This window comes from Paucibacter sp. KBW04, from assembly GCF_003852425.1.
Classification (GTDB): Bacteria; Pseudomonadota; Gammaproteobacteria; order Burkholderiales; family Burkholderiaceae_C; genus Paucibacter_A.
Window position 1 is genome coordinate 21,218 of sequence record NZ_QAJN01000015.1, and the last position, 13,102, is coordinate 34,319.

The window sequence follows — 13,102 nt, forward strand, 5'->3', positions numbered from 1 at the left end:
GTGCTTGGAAAGCGCCGGAAAGTGACCTGTCACCCGACAAGCCTGTCGACGACGATCTTCCGGATCAAATTCACAAACCCTTTGAAATCAACAACTTAGCAACAAACAGGGAAAACCATAGGCTGTGCATAAGCCAGAAATTGCCTTATGTCAGGTGCGCCCTATTTTGGGGATAAGTCAAAACCTGAGTGCTTACTTCACGTTCTGTCGGCATCCACACAGGGGATGCCGACAGGGCCGCTCAGCTCAAGCGCCGCGCAGCTTGCGTGAATGGCTATGCACCTCGTCCACCAGGGCCGTCACATGCTCGGGCGGGGTGAACTGGCTGATGCCGTGGCCCAGATTGAAAATATGGCCATCCCAGCGGCCGTCGGCGCGCTGCGGGCGGCCAAAGCTGTCGAGTACGGAGCGAACTTGGCCGCGAATGGCCTCCGGCGGCGCGAACAAAACGTTCGGGTCCAGATTGCCTTGCAGGGCCACGCGATCACCCACCTGGGCGCGGGCGCGGCCGAGATTGGCCGTCCAGTCCAGGCCCACCACATCGGCACCGGCGTCGGCAATCTCGTCCAGCCACAGGGCGCCGCCCTTGGTGAACAAGATGCGCGGGATGCGCTGGCCTTCGTGCTCGGTCTTGACCTGGGCCAGCACGCGGCGGGAATAGTCCAGGCTGAACTGCTGGAACATGCCGTCGGCCAGCACACCACCCCAGCTGTCGAACAGCATCACGGCCTGGGCGCCGGCCTCGATCTGGGCGTTCAGATACTGGGCCACGGCATCGGCATTGATCTGCAGAATGCGATGCATCAGGTCGGGGCGGGCATACATCAGGCTCTTGACCTGACGGTAATCGTCGGAACCTCCGCCCTCGACCATGTAGCAGGCCAGGGTCCAGGGGCTGCCCGAGAAGCCGATCAAGGGGACACGGCCGTTCAGAGCCTTGCGGATGGAGCTGACGGCGTCGAACACGTACTTCAGCTTGTTCATGTCCGGCACGGCCAGCTCGGCCACGGCGGCTTCATCACGCACCTGCTTGGCAAACTTCGGCCCCTCGCCGATGGCAAAGCTCAGGCCCAGGCCCATGGCGTCGGGCACGGTGAGGATGTCGCTGAAGAGGATGGCGGCATCCAGCTTGTAGCGCTCCAGCGGCTGCAAGGTCACCTCGGTGGCGTAGTCGCGATTGGTGGCCAGGCCCATAAAGCTGCCGGCCTTGGCGCGCGTGTCGCGATACTCGGGCAGGTAGCGCCCGGCTTGGCGCATCAGCCAGACGGGGGTGTATTCGGTAGGCTGGCGCAGGCAGGCGCGCAGAAAGGTGTCGTTTTGCAGTGGTGCGCTCATGGCGGTGGATTATCCTTTGCTGCGGCACGCGAGGGCATGGTGCTAGATCAAGAGCGCGCCGAATCCAGCATTCTCGACTTGATTTGCCCACCCTCATCACCATCTATCGACCTGCACTTGCGCACTCGCACGTTCAAGCAACATCTGGAGGAATCTTCATGAGCTCTTTGACCCAACGCGGCGCCTTGGCCGCCACCGTTCTGGCCGCCACCGTGGGCCTGTCTGGCTGCGGCTATAACGAGTTCCAGCGTCTGGATGAGCAGGTGAACGCCAGCTGGTCCGAGGTGCTGAGCCAGTACCAGCGCCGTGCCGACCTGATCCCCAATATCGTCAACACCGTCAAGGGCGAAGCCAATTTCGAGCAAGAAACCTTGACCAAGGTGATCGAGGCCCGCGCCAAAGCCACCAGCATCCAGGTCACGCCCGAGCTGGCCAAGGACCCGGAGGCACTGAAGAAGTTCCAGGCCGCCCAGGGCGAGGTCACGAGCGCGCTCTCCCGCCTGCTGGTGGTGAGCGAGAACTACCCCAATCTGAAGGCCAACCAAGGCTTCCAGGACCTGCGCGTGCAGCTGGAAGGCACGGAAAACCGCATCACCGTGGCCCGCAATCGCTACATCAAGAGCGTGGCCGACTACAACGTGCTGACCCGCAGCTTCCCCAACAATCTGACGGCCAAGGTGATGGGCTATGAGGTCAAGCCCAACTTCACCGTGGAGAACGCGGCCGCCATCAGCACCGCGCCCTCGGTAAGCTTTGACGCCAAGCCGGCCAGCCCTGCGGCCTCCAAGTAAACGCGCCGCAGGTCATGCGTCGCCTCGCCCGATTGGGGATTGTGTGGCTATGGCTGGGCCTGTCATGGGCCCTGCCCAGCTGGGCCCAGGACGTCTTGCCCGTGCCCGCCTTGAGCGGGCGGGTGATCGACCAGACCGGCACCTTGAGCCCGGCACAGCAAAGCGCGCTGGAGGCCAAGCTCGCGGCCTTTGAACAGAGCGCCGGTTCGCAGCTGGTGATTTTGATCGTGCCCAGCAGCCAGCCCGAGGACATCGCTGCCTACGCTCAGCGTGTGGGTGATAGCTGGAAGATAGGCCGCAAAGGGGTGGGCGACGGCGTCCTGCTCGTCGTCGCCAAGGACGACCGCAAGGTGCGCATCGAAGTGGCCAAGGCCTTGGAAGGCGCCATCCCCGATCTGGCGGCCAGCCTCATCATCCGCGAGGCCATCACCCCGGCCTTTCGCAAGGGCGACTATGCGGGCGGTCTGAATCTGGCCGTCGATCAGATGAGTGCCAAGATCCGGGGCGAGGATTTGCCCCTGCCCAGCCAGGGCCAGCGCGGCCAGGCCCCCGCTTCGCAGGGCTTTAACTTCGAAGAACTGGGCGCCCTCTTCTTCATCGGTGTGCCGGTATTGGGCGCCGTGCTGACGGGCATCTTCGGCCGCAAGCTGGGCACGGTGATGACCGGCGGTGCGGCCGGCCTCATCGGCTGGGTGGTGGTCAGCAGCCTGATCGCGGCCGGCCTGGCCGCCGTGCTGGCCATGATCTTGGTTGGCGTGATGGGTGGCTCGGGCGCTGGGCGCCGAGGCGGCGGGAGCGGCCCCATCATCTTTGGTGGTGGGGGCGGCGGATTTGGCGGTGGTGGTGGCGGGGGCGGCGGTGGCGGCTTCTCATCCGGCGGTGGCGGCGACTTTGGTGGCGGCGGCGCCTCGGGGGATTGGTGATGTTGAAGCGCTTATTGAAGCACCGTTGGATCGACCACGGCGATGTGCGCCGCGCCCTGCCCCTGGCCACTGAGCAGGCGCTGGAGGCTCAGGTCAAGGCCAGCGAGAGCCATCACAGCGGCGAGATCTGCATCTGCGTGGAAGCCGGCCTGCCCCTGTCCTATCTCTGGAAAAAGCTAAGGGCCCGCCAACGTGCGCTCACCCTCTTCGGCAAGCTGCGCGTCTGGGACACCGAGGCCAATAACGGCGTGCTGATCTATCTGCTGCTGGCCGACAACGCGATTGAAATCGTGGCCGACCGAGGCCTCAACAACCGTGTCAGTGCCGAGCAATGGCAGGGCGTGGTTGAGCGGCTGCGTGAGCATCTGGGCCAGGGCCGCTTTCAAGAAGGCCTACATCAAGCGGTGCTGGAAGTTGACCGACTGCTCAGCGAGCACTTCCCGCTGGCACCCGGCCAGAGCAACCCTAACGAATTGCAAGATCGGGTGATCTTGCTCTGATCAGTAGGCGCTTGGCACCGGCTTGAGTTTGCTGCCAAAGACTTCGGTCAAGGGCGCTTGCGCAAGAGGCGGGAATTTAAGCTTGTCCGCCGGCAGACTCACATCGGGCAAATGATCGAGCAAATGCCGGATCAAGGTCAGGCGACCGCGCCTTTGGTCGTTGAAGTCCAACAAAGTCCAGGGCGCATGGCGAGTGTGCGTGGCCGTCAACATGCGGTCACGCGCTTCGCCATATTCACGGTATTTGCGCCTGGCCTCCAGGTCGATGGGTGACAGCTTCCAGCGTTTGAGCGGGTCCGCCAAGCGTTCGGCAAAGCGCAGCTCTTGCTGGGCCTGATCCACGCAAAGCCAGTACTTGAACAGCAAGATGCCGTCCTCGACCAGCAGCTTTTCGAAAGCGGGCGCCTGGCTCAAAAAGGCCTGCGTTTGCGCCGGCGTACAAAAACCCATCACGGTTTCAACCCCGGCGCGGTTGTACCAACTGCGGTCAAACAAGGCGATTTCACCGGCCGTCGGCAGGTGTGGGACATAGCGCTGAAAGTACCACTGCCCGGCCTCGGCCTCGCTGGGCTTGCTCAAGGCCACGGTATGGCACTGGCGCGGATTCAGCGTCTCGGCAATCGCTGCAATCGCCCCGCCCTTGCCCGCGGTGTCACGCCCCTCAAAGAGCACGACCAGCCGCTTGCCCGTCTTCTGCAGCCAGCGCGCCATATTGTTGAGCTCCAACTGCAGCGGCACCAGATGCTCCAGGTATTCGCTCTTGCTGAGCTTGCCCTGGTCCTTCTTCGACTTTGCGCTTGTACCCATCGCCACTCCTGATCAAGCCGCGAGCTTAACGGGCCAAGGGGTACCCCACAAGTTCAGAGCAGGGTCAGGTCTTGCCTTCCCACCCAGGATTCACCAGCTTGCAGGCGAATCGGGCGCTCAATCGTCGCAGCCTCGATGCAGAGGAACTTTTTATAGTCCGCATCCGGCACATCGGCCAGCGCCGCGCATTTCTCCGCCCCCGGGTTCCAGACCACCGCATCGTCAAAACCCTGATGCTGGATTTGCAGACGACGCTCGGTGCTGATGCCTTGCTCGCGCAGCAGCAAAGGCTCTTTGACTTGGTGATAGATGCGATCCAAATCACCGCCGGGCAGCAGCAAGTCCACACGCTGCTGTTTCTCCACCGAGTCCACCGCATCCCAGTAGTGCAGGCCGGACAGTCCTTGGACGCTGGCCTCGTCGAGATCGTTGATGCGGAAGTAACTGTGCAGGGCCGTGGTGAAGTCAAAGGCCTCCTCGCCCTTGTTCTCGCAGGCCAGCTCGATCTGCAGGCTGCGCCCGCTGACACGCAAGCTCAGCTCCAGCTCAAAGGCATGGGGCCAGAACATGCGCGTCGCCGCATCGTCCGTCAGGCGCAGCACGGCCAGGGCATCGTCCGCGCCCTGCTCGGCCATCACCAGAGCCCATGGCTTGCTGCGCGCAAAACCATGGCGCTGCAGCGGCCCACGCGCGGAGAACTGCGGAAAAATCACCGGCACCCCGCCACGCACCGCCTGGCCCAGGGCAAAAGCCGAATCGGGCGAAACGTAAAGCTGCTCCACCCCACCGGCCGGCACCCAGGACAGCAGATGGCCGCCATGCAGCAACACCGTCGCGCTGGCGCCGTCCGGTGATTCGAGATGGATGGCGTCTAGGCCTTGGTGGCGGGAGAGGGGGATGGGTTTGGACACGGGGCTGCGATGAGAATGGGCCGCGTGGGCGGCAAGCCGAGGATTTTAGTCGGCGGCACCGGCCGCGGCCGATTCAATGAGGCGAAAGCTCAATGCCGACAGCCCTGACATACCCGGGCTGAGCAAGCACAAATCCAGTGCACCCTCGCTCAGTTCTTGGCCCTCCAAGGCCAGAATCCAGCGCTGTTGGCTGGAGTTCAGCACAAGGCTGGCCGCGCTAGCAGGGCCATCGACGGCCTCTATTTCTAGGCCGCGCATACGAGTCAAATCAAGGCCCAGGCCTTGGCGTTTGAGCCAAGCTTCCTTGAGGGTCCAGCACCGGTAAAAACTCTCGGCGCGTGCATCCTCGGCTTGAGCCGCTAACTGCAAGCACTGTTGGCTGCTATGCACCTGGGCTGCCAAAGCCAAAAAATCCCGTGGGCGGCTCAAGTCTTCGATATCGATGCCTACCGCCCCAGAAGCAGCCGCGCAAGCAATGCCTTCACCGCTGTGGGAGATGGACAGTCCCAAATCAGGCCAAGCCGGGAACGAGGAACGTCCCAGCGCATCGATCTCCAGCGACAAGGCCGGAGCTTCGGCAGCGGGCAAGCCCAGGCGACGCGCCAGCACCCAACGGGCCAGCATGCGCCCAGCGAAGAACACCTGCCTCCGCTTGTCACTGCCAAAACTTGCCCAACGCAACTGCTCCGAGCCACTCAGGACGTCGAGGCGGAGGGCCATGAGATCAAACACCTCATGGACCTTGGCAAAGGCGCAGCAGACGCTCACTGGGAACCTTCAGTCGTTGCGTTAGCGGGCTCAGCTCCCAGCGCCACCTGGAAAGAGTTGGTTCACCAACTCTGCAAACTTGCCGCTATGTGGTTTACTTGGGCGCGACTGCCTTGCTGTCCGCACCGGTCGGCCCGCCTACCGCCTTGGGGTAATTGGCGATGAGGTACTCGCTGGCCAGATTGGCCACGCGGGTCAGCATGATGTTGTCGTGAACGCCCATCACAAAGCCAGCCGCCCAGGCATCGGCTCTTTGAAAGAACTCGGGCTCGGCCACAAGCGCACCCTTGTTGTCGCGCACCGTGACGCGCAGCAAGACGCCGGAGCTGCCTGCCAAAGGCCCCAGCAAGACGCGCTTGGCGCCATGCTGGAATTCCAGTTGCTCGACCACGGGCTCGATCACGAGAGTGCGGCCATTGCTCGGGCGCTGATTCCAATCGCTCAGCGATGGGCCCAGATCCTTCTTCAAATTCTCTTCAATTTTGGCCAGCCCAGCCGCATCACCCTTGAACCCCGGCTTGAAGACGGCCGGTTTGACTTCGATTCGGCCAAAGGCTGAGAACGCTTCGGCCGGTGGCGGATTCTGTGTTGCCGAAGCCTTGATCTTGGTTGCGCAGCCTTGCACAAGAGCCAGGCTCAAAACGCAGCCCAACAAAAGAGCGCGCCTGCTGTGTGTATTTTTCATCGCGGTGTCCAGAAGTTATCGAGAGAGTGGGTCAAACAATCAGTCGGCAACTTGGGCATAAGTGCCCTTCAAGGCCAAGCCAATCACAAACGTGCCGGCATGGCATTGAATCGTGCTGTCGCTCTTGGTCTCGTTCTTTTTGTAGTAGCTGACGATGTCGGTCACGGCGTTGGCGCCCTGACGCTTGGCGCTGTTCTGAAACGAGATCAGCGCCGACAACGCCGCCCACTTGCAGCCGAATTCATCGCTCTTGTTAAAGCCATTGGTCTTCGGATTGGCGGTGTCGCTGCCAAAGGTCTTTTTGATCGTAGGCGTGGCGGCACCGGCCAAATAGAACTTCACCGATCCATCCAGCTTCCCCTGTGCTTCAGGCATGGCCAGCACATCGGCCAAAGGGATGTTCAGAATCGTGTCACGCGCATAGACCTGGGGTGCAAACGCGGCCAGCGCCAAACAGACCAGTGCAAGTTTGGAATTCAACTTCATTGCGAATCTCTCCTGGGTTGCTAAAGGGCCGCATCTTCAACGGCCTTCATACTGCGAGGGTTTGGATTCAAGCCGAACAGGATTTAGAGCGGCGAACAAACTCTCCTGGCCGAGTTTTGTTTGCCGCTCTTAGGCTCAGCGGGCCGGCGGCAGGCTGTTGATCTCGGCCGAAATCGCGCGCTGCAGATTCTGCACCCAGCGGTTATAGGTCGGATGAATCTGCTTACCCGACGAAGAGGCTTCGAAATTGAGGTTGATGCTGCTGACGTAACGGATCTGGAAGCCGGTGTTGTCGTAAGCCACCTCGACCACCGCCTCATGCTTGTTGTTCTTGTTCTGCTTGAGCGTCAGCTTGCCGGGTGCATCGGCTTGGACGATCCAGTCATGCCTGGCGCCGCCGCGAACAACGGCGCCCTTGATCGCCTCTTCGGTCTGGTTGCCCACCACCACCATCACCCGCTCGGGTTCCAGCATGGCGGTAGAGCGCGCCTGCGCCGTCCCCAAGCATGCAGCCAGAGCCGCGGCGATCAGAACATTCTTCATCAACATCATTTTTCTATCCCTTTTCAACAAGGCTCACACCCGCTTGAAAATCAGCGAGGTATTGATCCCACCAAACGCAAAGTTATTGCTCATCACAAACTCGGTCTGCAAATCGCGCCCTGCGCCGGTGAGGTAGTCCAACTCAGCGCAGCGCGTGTCGACTTGGCCGAGGTTGAGCGTGGGGGCAAACCAGCCAGAGCGCATCATCTCTATGCTCATCCAGGCCTCCAAAGCGCCGCAGGCGCCCAGGGTGTGGCCCATATAGCTCTTGAGTGAAGAGATGGCCACATCGCTGCCGAAGACCTGATGGGTGGCTTGCGACTCGGCCACATCGCCTTGATCGGTCGCCGTGCCGTGGGCGTTGACGTAGGCAATGTCGCGTGCCGACAGGCCCGCATCCTGCAAGGCCAGGCGAATCGCCTGGGCCATGGTGTCGGCCTCGGGGTGGGTGACGTGGCGGCCATCGCTATTGGTGCCAAAGCCCAGCAGTTCGGCGTAGATGCGCGCACCGCGAGCGCGGGCATGTTCATACTCTTCCAGCACCAGGGTGCAAGCACCTTCACCCAGCACCAGGCCGTCACGGGCCGCGTCGAAGGGGCGCGGGGTCAGTTCGGGCGTGGCGTTGTACTTGACGCTGGTGGCGAACAAGGTGTCGAAGACGGCGGCCTGGGTCGCATCCAACTCTTCCGCACCACCGGCCAGCATGGCGATCTGCTTGCCGGCCTGGATGGCCTCGAAGGCGTAACCAATGCCTTGGCTGCCCGAGGTGCAGGCGCTGGTGGTGGTGATGATGCGGCCGGTGAGGCCCAGGAACACACCGATATTGACGGCCGCCGTGTGAGCCATCATCTTGATATAGGTGGTGGCGTTGATGCCTTCGGTGCTCTTGACGGCCATCATGCGGCCGAAGTCGCCGATGGCACGTGGCGTGCCGGACGAGGAGCCGTAGGAGATGCCCATCTGCCCGCTCTTGACCAGCGGATCACCGGCCAGGCCAGCATCCTCCAGCGCCAACTCGCTGGCCCGCGTGGCCATCAAGGCCACACGCCCCATGCTGCGCATGCTCTTGCGGTTGTAGCGATCGGCCGGCAACTCAAAAGGCGCAGCAGGCACGCCGACTTGGGTGTTCAAACCTTCATAGTCGGCCCATTCCGCGACGATTTGCACCGCATTGCGGCGCTCGCGCAAGCGCGCTTCGACGGTGAGCCAGTCATGTCCCAAAGGGCTGATGGCGCCGACGCCAGTCACGACGACGCGCTTCATCCGACCATGCCCCCGTTCACCGAAATCACCTGGCGGGTAATGTAAGCCGCGTCAGGGCTCATCAAAAAGCTCACCAGCGCGGCGACCTCTTCGGGCTGCCCGACCCGCTTGGCGGGAATTATTTTGAGTGCTTCTTCGAGCACATGTGCATCAACCATTTCCGTCTCAATCAATCCCGGTGCAACGCAGTTGACGGTGATGGCGCGGCTGGCCAATTCCACCGCCAAGGCTTTGGTGGCGCCCATGATACCGGCCTTGGCGGCGCTGTAATTGACCTGACCGCGGTTGCCCATCAGGCCCGAGACCGAGGCCAGGGTGACGATGCGGCCGGGCTTTTTGCGCCGCACCAGCGGCATGGTGAGAGGCTGCAAGACATTGAAGAAACCGTCGAGATTGGTGTGTATGACGGCGTCCCAGTCTTCGCCACTGAGGGCCGGGAAGGCGCCGTCCCGCGCGATGCCGGCGTTGCAGACGATGCCGTAATAGCAGCCGTTCGCCTCCACGTCCGCCAGCAAGGCCTCGGCCGCGGCATCGCGCTGGCCCACATCGAATTGCAGGACTCGCGACTGCCGGCCCAAGGCGCGCACCTCGGCGGCCACGGCTTCAGCCTCGGCTCTTTGGCTACGGCAGTGCACGACCACCTCATAGCCGTCGCGCGCCAAACGCAGGGCAATCGCGCGCCCAATGCCTCGGCTGGAACCTGTGACCAGCACCCAGTTTTCACTCATCACCCAAATCTCCGTCTTTCAAGAAGCGCTGCGGGTCCGGTGGGCCGAACACGGTGAGCCGCGCCTGCGCCACCGGCTCGTCGCCGATCAAGATTTGCCCCTCGAACTGACCCAGGCCGTTATCGGCCTGAAACTCGCGCCGCACCTGCACCCGCAAGACATCGCCCAGTGCAAACACCGAACGGCTGGCCGTGTACTTGCGGCTGCCCAGCAAGAAGCCGATCTTGGGCGCTTCGCCGCGCTGCCGCCCCTGCAAACCGGCCCAGGCCGCCACGGCTTGCGCCATGTACTCGATCCCCAGCCAGGCCCCAACACCGCCCAATTGCGGGTCGAAGAACAAGTCATCGTCGCTGATGCGAACCTCTGCCTCCAGGCTCTCGCCCGAGTGGCTCAAGAGCCCGCTGAGCAGACTCATGCGCCCGGCATGGGGCACCAGTTCACGCACATCCCAGGCCTGTGCGTCGGCAGTTTCAAGCGTCGTCATTGACCAGTACCAAGGCGGCGTTGCTGCCACCAAATGCAAAAGAATTGCTCATCGCGGCTCGCAAGGGCCGCCCCAAGGCCTGCCCTGGCTGCACCAGATTCAATGCTGGCAGTTCTGGGTCAGCCTGACCATCCCACCAATGGGGCGGGAGCAAACCCTGTTTGTTCTCCGTCAAACTCAGATAGCAGAGCGCCGCCTCCAAGGCGCCGGCCGCGCCCAAGGTGTGGCCGGTCAAGGGCTTGGTGGAGCTACAAGCCCTGTCTAAGCCCAGCAGACGCTGCACGGCCAGGCTTTCCATCGCATCGTTTTGGCGAGTGGCCGTGCCATGCAGGTTCAGATAGTCAATCGCCTCGGGCGCCAGGCCCGCGCGTTGCAGCGCCAGCTCCATCGCCCGATATGCCCCATCGCCATTGGGTTGAGGGGCCGAGATGTGATGGGCGTCCGAGCCCTCGCCCCAGCCCGCCAGACGCACAGGCGCGGCCTCGCGCGTCATCAAAAACAGCGCGGCGGCCTCGCCGATATTGATACCGCAGCGCTTGGCACTCATGGGATTGCAGCGCCCGTCCGACACCGACTCCAGGGCATCAAATCCCGCCACCGTGAAGGCACAGAGCGAATCCGCCCCGCCCGTCAACACCGCGTCGCAGATGCCGCTGGCCAGCACGCGGGCCGCGCTGGCCATGGCCTTGGCGCTGGAGGAGCAGGCCGTGGACACCACATGGCAAGGGCCGGCCAGGCCCAGCAGCTCGGCCAGCATCAGGGCCGGCGAAGCCATTTCCTGCTGGCGAATATCAAAGCCTGCGGGGAAGCTGCCGCTGCGCGCGCGTTCGGCAAAGGCCAGCTCGCTCTGCCCAATGCCCGAGGTGCTGGTGCCCAGCACCACCGCCACGCGGCCAGCACCCCAGCGCCGAATCGCCTCATCGACGGGCTGACGAATCTGCGCCAAGGCCTGCAAAAGCAAGGCATTGTTGCGGCTGCGATGGCGCTTGGGCAATTCGCTGACCGAGGGCAGCTCGGACCGCACGGCACCGAGATGCAGGCGGCGGCCGGGCAAGAAACCCTCAAGCTCGTGGACGCCGCTAGGCTGGGGCGCAAACAAGGCTTGGCGCACCTGAGTCGCGTCCGCACCCAAGGCGCACACCAGGCCCAGGGCCTGCAAACCAAAGCGAGTCTGTGTCTGAATCATGCAGGCTCCTGCAGTTTGGACTCGATGCGCAAGGCATAGTGCTCCAGCTCATTGCGCAACAAAACCCGGGCGCTGCTGCGCCAGTCGCCTTCAATCTGGATTTTCAAAATGGTCTCACCAGCGCGCGAAAGCCAGCGTTCGCGGCCTTCTTGGCGCAGCTGCCAAGAGGCGGGCAAGGCCTGCTGAATGGCGGCCAGAGGCCAGAACACCAGGGTCAGATCACGCAGCATGCGATCGGTGTCCACCTCGGCGGGCAGCATGAAGTGGCGCTGCACCTGCAGTTCCTTGCCGTCCCAGACCATCATCAGCACCCGCTGGTTGAGCGCAAAGCCGGCCAGGCGCAGGGCCTCGCGGCTGAGAGACAGCAGCACATCGACGTTCTGCTCCGAACCCTTACCACCGTCCAGGCGCTGCACGCTCAAGCGCTGCACCAGATCCAAGGGCACATCGTCCAACAAACGGGGTGCTAGACGCAAAGCAGGCAGACTCGCTTGAGGCGCTTTGGGCGCGCTGCCGCAGGCGCTCAAGAGCAGGCCGGCACCCGCCAGGCCCAAGCAATCTCTGCGTCCAACAAGCCTTGTACTCACCATAGCCCTTCCGATGCCTTGTCGCCTCAGGCGCGTGCGAAGCGCATCAGGCTGTGGCAATAGCCGATGTCATCCCGCACCGTCACCAACTTGAGCCCTGCGGCCTCGGCCAGGCGAATGTAGTCGGCACTCTCATAGACCTTGCTATTGCCGCTGGCCAGTGCCGTGAAATAGGGGCTGGTGTTGATCAAGCAGTAGCTGGCGATGTCGTAGCGCTGACGGTCCCAAAAGGTGTCCAGCACCAGCACCTGGCCGCGCTCCGACAAGGCCGCCGCCACGCGCTTGAAGATGGAGGCAATGGCATCCTCGCTGAAGCAGCTCAGGAACTGGCTCATCCAGACCAAGTCCATATCCGCCGGCAAGGCCTTTTCCTTTTGCAGCAGATCGTAGGGGTGCAGCTGCGCGCGCTCGCGCGTACCTGCATCGATCAAGGTCTGCTCGGCCACGGCGAGTTGCTGAGGCAGATCGACCAGATGGAGCTTGACCTCCGCGTTGGCTGCGAGCGCAGCGCGGCTGAACTTGCCGGTGTTGGCGCCGATGTCCATCAGCGTGCGCGGCTGGGTGGCGAAGACGTCCGGCAAGATGTCGGGGAAGGAGGTGTCGGAGTAGTAATGGTCGAAGGCAAACCAGCTTCTCTTGGCCGGCTCGGGCAGGCGGTCCAGGCCCTGGTAAATCGTGGGCCAATCGCCCAGCTGGGCCAGACCGACGGGCTTTTGCTGATCCAGTGACTGGTCCAGATCGGCCAGGCCGCGATAGCAGACGTCGCCGATGAAATCCAGATTGATCTGGGTGATGGCATCGCTCAGCAAGATATAGCCGGTCTTGTCCAGCAGGTACTTGCCATCGCGCAGATAGACCACGCCGGCCGACAAACAGGTCTCCAGCACCAGCTTGAGGGCGTATTCACTCCAGCTTCCCGTGGCGCTCAAGTCCGCCAGGCTCAGGCCCACATCACCGGCATCCGACAAGGCCTTCAGCATGCCGCGCTTCCAGGCGTAGCGCACGCACTGGAACACCACCGGGCCAAAGGCGATCTTCTGAGCCTCGAAGCGAGCCGCAAAAGCCGTCTGGCGCTCGGGCGAGAATTTCTTGTCTTGCATGGAAT

At 62.8% G+C, this 13,102-nt stretch carries 16 protein-coding genes; 3 read left to right on the forward strand and 13 right to left on the reverse strand.

The genetic code is table 11. The annotated features are described in order from the left end of the window. Positions 1-246: 246 nt before the first annotated feature. Positions 247-1,335, reverse strand: coding sequence for a uroporphyrinogen decarboxylase (gene hemE, locus DBR47_RS18420; protein ID WP_124452767.1), 1,089 nt, complete (start codon positions 1,333-1,335; stop codon positions 247-249). A 158-nt stretch (positions 1,336-1,493) separates the two neighbouring features. Here hemE and DBR47_RS18425 point away from each other — a divergent pair, with 158 nt between their 5' ends. From DBR47_RS18425 to DBR47_RS18435, 3 genes are read left to right on the forward strand one after another with little or no spacing between them, the layout of a single operon-like run. Further along, a complete protein-coding gene (locus DBR47_RS18425; protein ID WP_124452769.1) occupies positions 1,494-2,126 on the forward strand; it encodes a LemA family protein in 633 nt (210 codons plus the stop codon). A 14-nt stretch (positions 2,127-2,140) separates the two neighbouring features. After that, positions 2,141-3,049: a YgcG family protein gene (locus tag DBR47_RS18430; protein ID WP_124452771.1), complete on the forward strand. Its 909-nt coding sequence runs from the start codon at positions 2,141-2,143 to the stop codon at positions 3,047-3,049. After that, positions 3,049-3,549 (forward strand): TPM domain-containing protein, encoded by a 501-nt coding sequence (locus DBR47_RS18435; protein WP_124452773.1) that lies wholly within the window; start codon positions 3,049-3,051, stop codon positions 3,547-3,549. The genes DBR47_RS18430 and DBR47_RS18435 overlap by 1 nt, the downstream gene beginning before the upstream one ends. Here DBR47_RS18435 and ppk2 read toward each other — a convergent pair whose 3' ends face one another. The 12 genes from ppk2 to DBR47_RS18495 form a co-directional block, all read right to left on the reverse strand. Beyond that, positions 3,550-4,356: a polyphosphate kinase 2 gene (gene ppk2 / locus DBR47_RS18440; RefSeq protein ID WP_124452775.1), complete on the reverse strand. Its 807-nt coding sequence runs from the start codon at positions 4,354-4,356 to the stop codon at positions 3,550-3,552. A 53-nt stretch (positions 4,357-4,409) separates the two neighbouring features. Beyond that, positions 4,410-5,267, reverse strand: a complete 858-nt coding sequence (locus DBR47_RS18445) for a D-hexose-6-phosphate mutarotase (RefSeq protein WP_231512390.1) — start codon at positions 5,265-5,267, stop codon at positions 4,410-4,412. Positions 5,268-5,312: 45 nt separating this feature from the next. After that, positions 5,313-5,987 carry a 4'-phosphopantetheinyl transferase superfamily protein gene (locus DBR47_RS18450; protein WP_124452777.1) on the reverse strand — a complete coding sequence of 225 codons (675 nt, stop codon included), beginning with the start codon at positions 5,985-5,987 and terminating at the stop codon, positions 5,313-5,315. A 142-nt stretch (positions 5,988-6,129) separates the two neighbouring features. Then, positions 6,130-6,504 carry a hypothetical protein gene (locus tag DBR47_RS18455; protein ID WP_124452779.1) on the reverse strand — a complete coding sequence of 125 codons (375 nt, stop codon included), beginning with the start codon at positions 6,502-6,504 and terminating at the stop codon, positions 6,130-6,132. 255 nt (positions 6,505-6,759) lie between these two features. Further along, positions 6,760-7,206, reverse strand: coding sequence for an excinuclease ATPase subunit (locus tag DBR47_RS18460; RefSeq protein WP_124452780.1), 447 nt, complete (start codon positions 7,204-7,206; stop codon positions 6,760-6,762). 135 nt (positions 7,207-7,341) lie between these two features. Continuing rightward, a complete protein-coding gene (locus DBR47_RS18465; protein WP_148090431.1) occupies positions 7,342-7,749 on the reverse strand; it encodes a hypothetical protein in 408 nt (135 codons plus the stop codon). Between the two features lie 33 nt (positions 7,750-7,782). After that, positions 7,783-9,012, reverse strand: coding sequence for a beta-ketoacyl-ACP synthase (locus DBR47_RS18470; RefSeq protein WP_124452785.1), 1,230 nt, complete (start codon positions 9,010-9,012; stop codon positions 7,783-7,785). After that, positions 9,009-9,740, reverse strand: a complete 732-nt coding sequence (locus DBR47_RS18475) for a 3-ketoacyl-ACP reductase FabG2 (RefSeq protein WP_124452788.1) — start codon at positions 9,738-9,740, stop codon at positions 9,009-9,011. Before DBR47_RS18475 ends, DBR47_RS18470 begins: the two co-directional genes overlap by 4 nt. Then, a complete protein-coding gene (locus tag DBR47_RS18480) occupies positions 9,733-10,224 on the reverse strand; it encodes a 3-hydroxylacyl-ACP dehydratase (protein WP_124452790.1) in 492 nt (163 codons plus the stop codon). The genes DBR47_RS18475 and DBR47_RS18480 overlap by 8 nt, the downstream gene beginning before the upstream one ends. After that, a complete protein-coding gene (locus DBR47_RS18485; protein ID WP_124452792.1) occupies positions 10,211-11,410 on the reverse strand; it encodes a beta-ketoacyl-ACP synthase in 1,200 nt (399 codons plus the stop codon). The genes DBR47_RS18480 and DBR47_RS18485 overlap by 14 nt, the downstream gene beginning before the upstream one ends. Beyond that, positions 11,407-11,886, reverse strand: a complete 480-nt coding sequence (locus DBR47_RS18490) for a DUF3261 domain-containing protein (RefSeq protein ID WP_197047150.1) — start codon at positions 11,884-11,886, stop codon at positions 11,407-11,409. Before DBR47_RS18490 ends, DBR47_RS18485 begins: the two co-directional genes overlap by 4 nt. Before the next feature lie 137 nt (positions 11,887-12,023). Then, positions 12,024-13,097, reverse strand: a complete 1,074-nt coding sequence (locus DBR47_RS18495) for a class I SAM-dependent methyltransferase (protein WP_124452796.1) — start codon at positions 13,095-13,097, stop codon at positions 12,024-12,026. Between the last annotated feature and the right edge of the window lie 5 nt (positions 13,098-13,102).

What these genes read in the sequence shown, in the direction of transcription:
- hemE (WP_124452767.1), bottom strand. Translation starts at nt 1,335, where the DNA reads ATGAGCGCACCACTGCAAAACGACACCTTTCTGCGCGCCTGCCTGCGC.
- DBR47_RS18450 (WP_124452777.1), bottom strand. Translation starts at nt 5,987, where the DNA reads ATGGCCCTCCGCCTCGACGTCCTGAGTGGCTCGGAGCAGTTGCGTTGG.
- DBR47_RS18435 (WP_124452773.1), top strand. Translation starts at nt 3,049, where the DNA reads ATGTTGAAGCGCTTATTGAAGCACCGTTGGATCGACCACGGCGATGTG.
- DBR47_RS18430 (WP_124452771.1), top strand. Translation starts at nt 2,141, where the DNA reads ATGCGTCGCCTCGCCCGATTGGGGATTGTGTGGCTATGGCTGGGCCTG.
- DBR47_RS18485 (WP_124452792.1), bottom strand. Translation starts at nt 11,410, where the DNA reads ATGATTCAGACACAGACTCGCTTTGGTTTGCAGGCCCTGGGCCTGGTG.
- DBR47_RS18495 (WP_124452796.1), bottom strand. Translation starts at nt 13,097, where the DNA reads ATGCAAGACAAGAAATTCTCGCCCGAGCGCCAGACGGCTTTTGCGGCT.
- DBR47_RS18475 (WP_124452788.1), bottom strand. Translation starts at nt 9,740, where the DNA reads ATGAGTGAAAACTGGGTGCTGGTCACAGGTTCCAGCCGAGGCATTGGG.
- ppk2 (WP_124452775.1), bottom strand. Translation starts at nt 4,356, where the DNA reads ATGGGTACAAGCGCAAAGTCGAAGAAGGACCAGGGCAAGCTCAGCAAG.
- DBR47_RS18480 (WP_124452790.1), bottom strand. Translation starts at nt 10,224, where the DNA reads ATGACGACGCTTGAAACTGCCGACGCACAGGCCTGGGATGTGCGTGAA.
- DBR47_RS18460 (WP_124452780.1), bottom strand. Translation starts at nt 7,206, where the DNA reads ATGAAGTTGAATTCCAAACTTGCACTGGTCTGTTTGGCGCTGGCCGCG.
- DBR47_RS18465 (WP_148090431.1), bottom strand. Translation starts at nt 7,749, where the DNA reads ATGAAGAATGTTCTGATCGCCGCGGCTCTGGCTGCATGCTTGGGGACG.
- DBR47_RS18470 (WP_124452785.1), bottom strand. Translation starts at nt 9,012, where the DNA reads ATGAAGCGCGTCGTCGTGACTGGCGTCGGCGCCATCAGCCCTTTGGGA.
- DBR47_RS18425 (WP_124452769.1), top strand. Translation starts at nt 1,494, where the DNA reads ATGAGCTCTTTGACCCAACGCGGCGCCTTGGCCGCCACCGTTCTGGCC.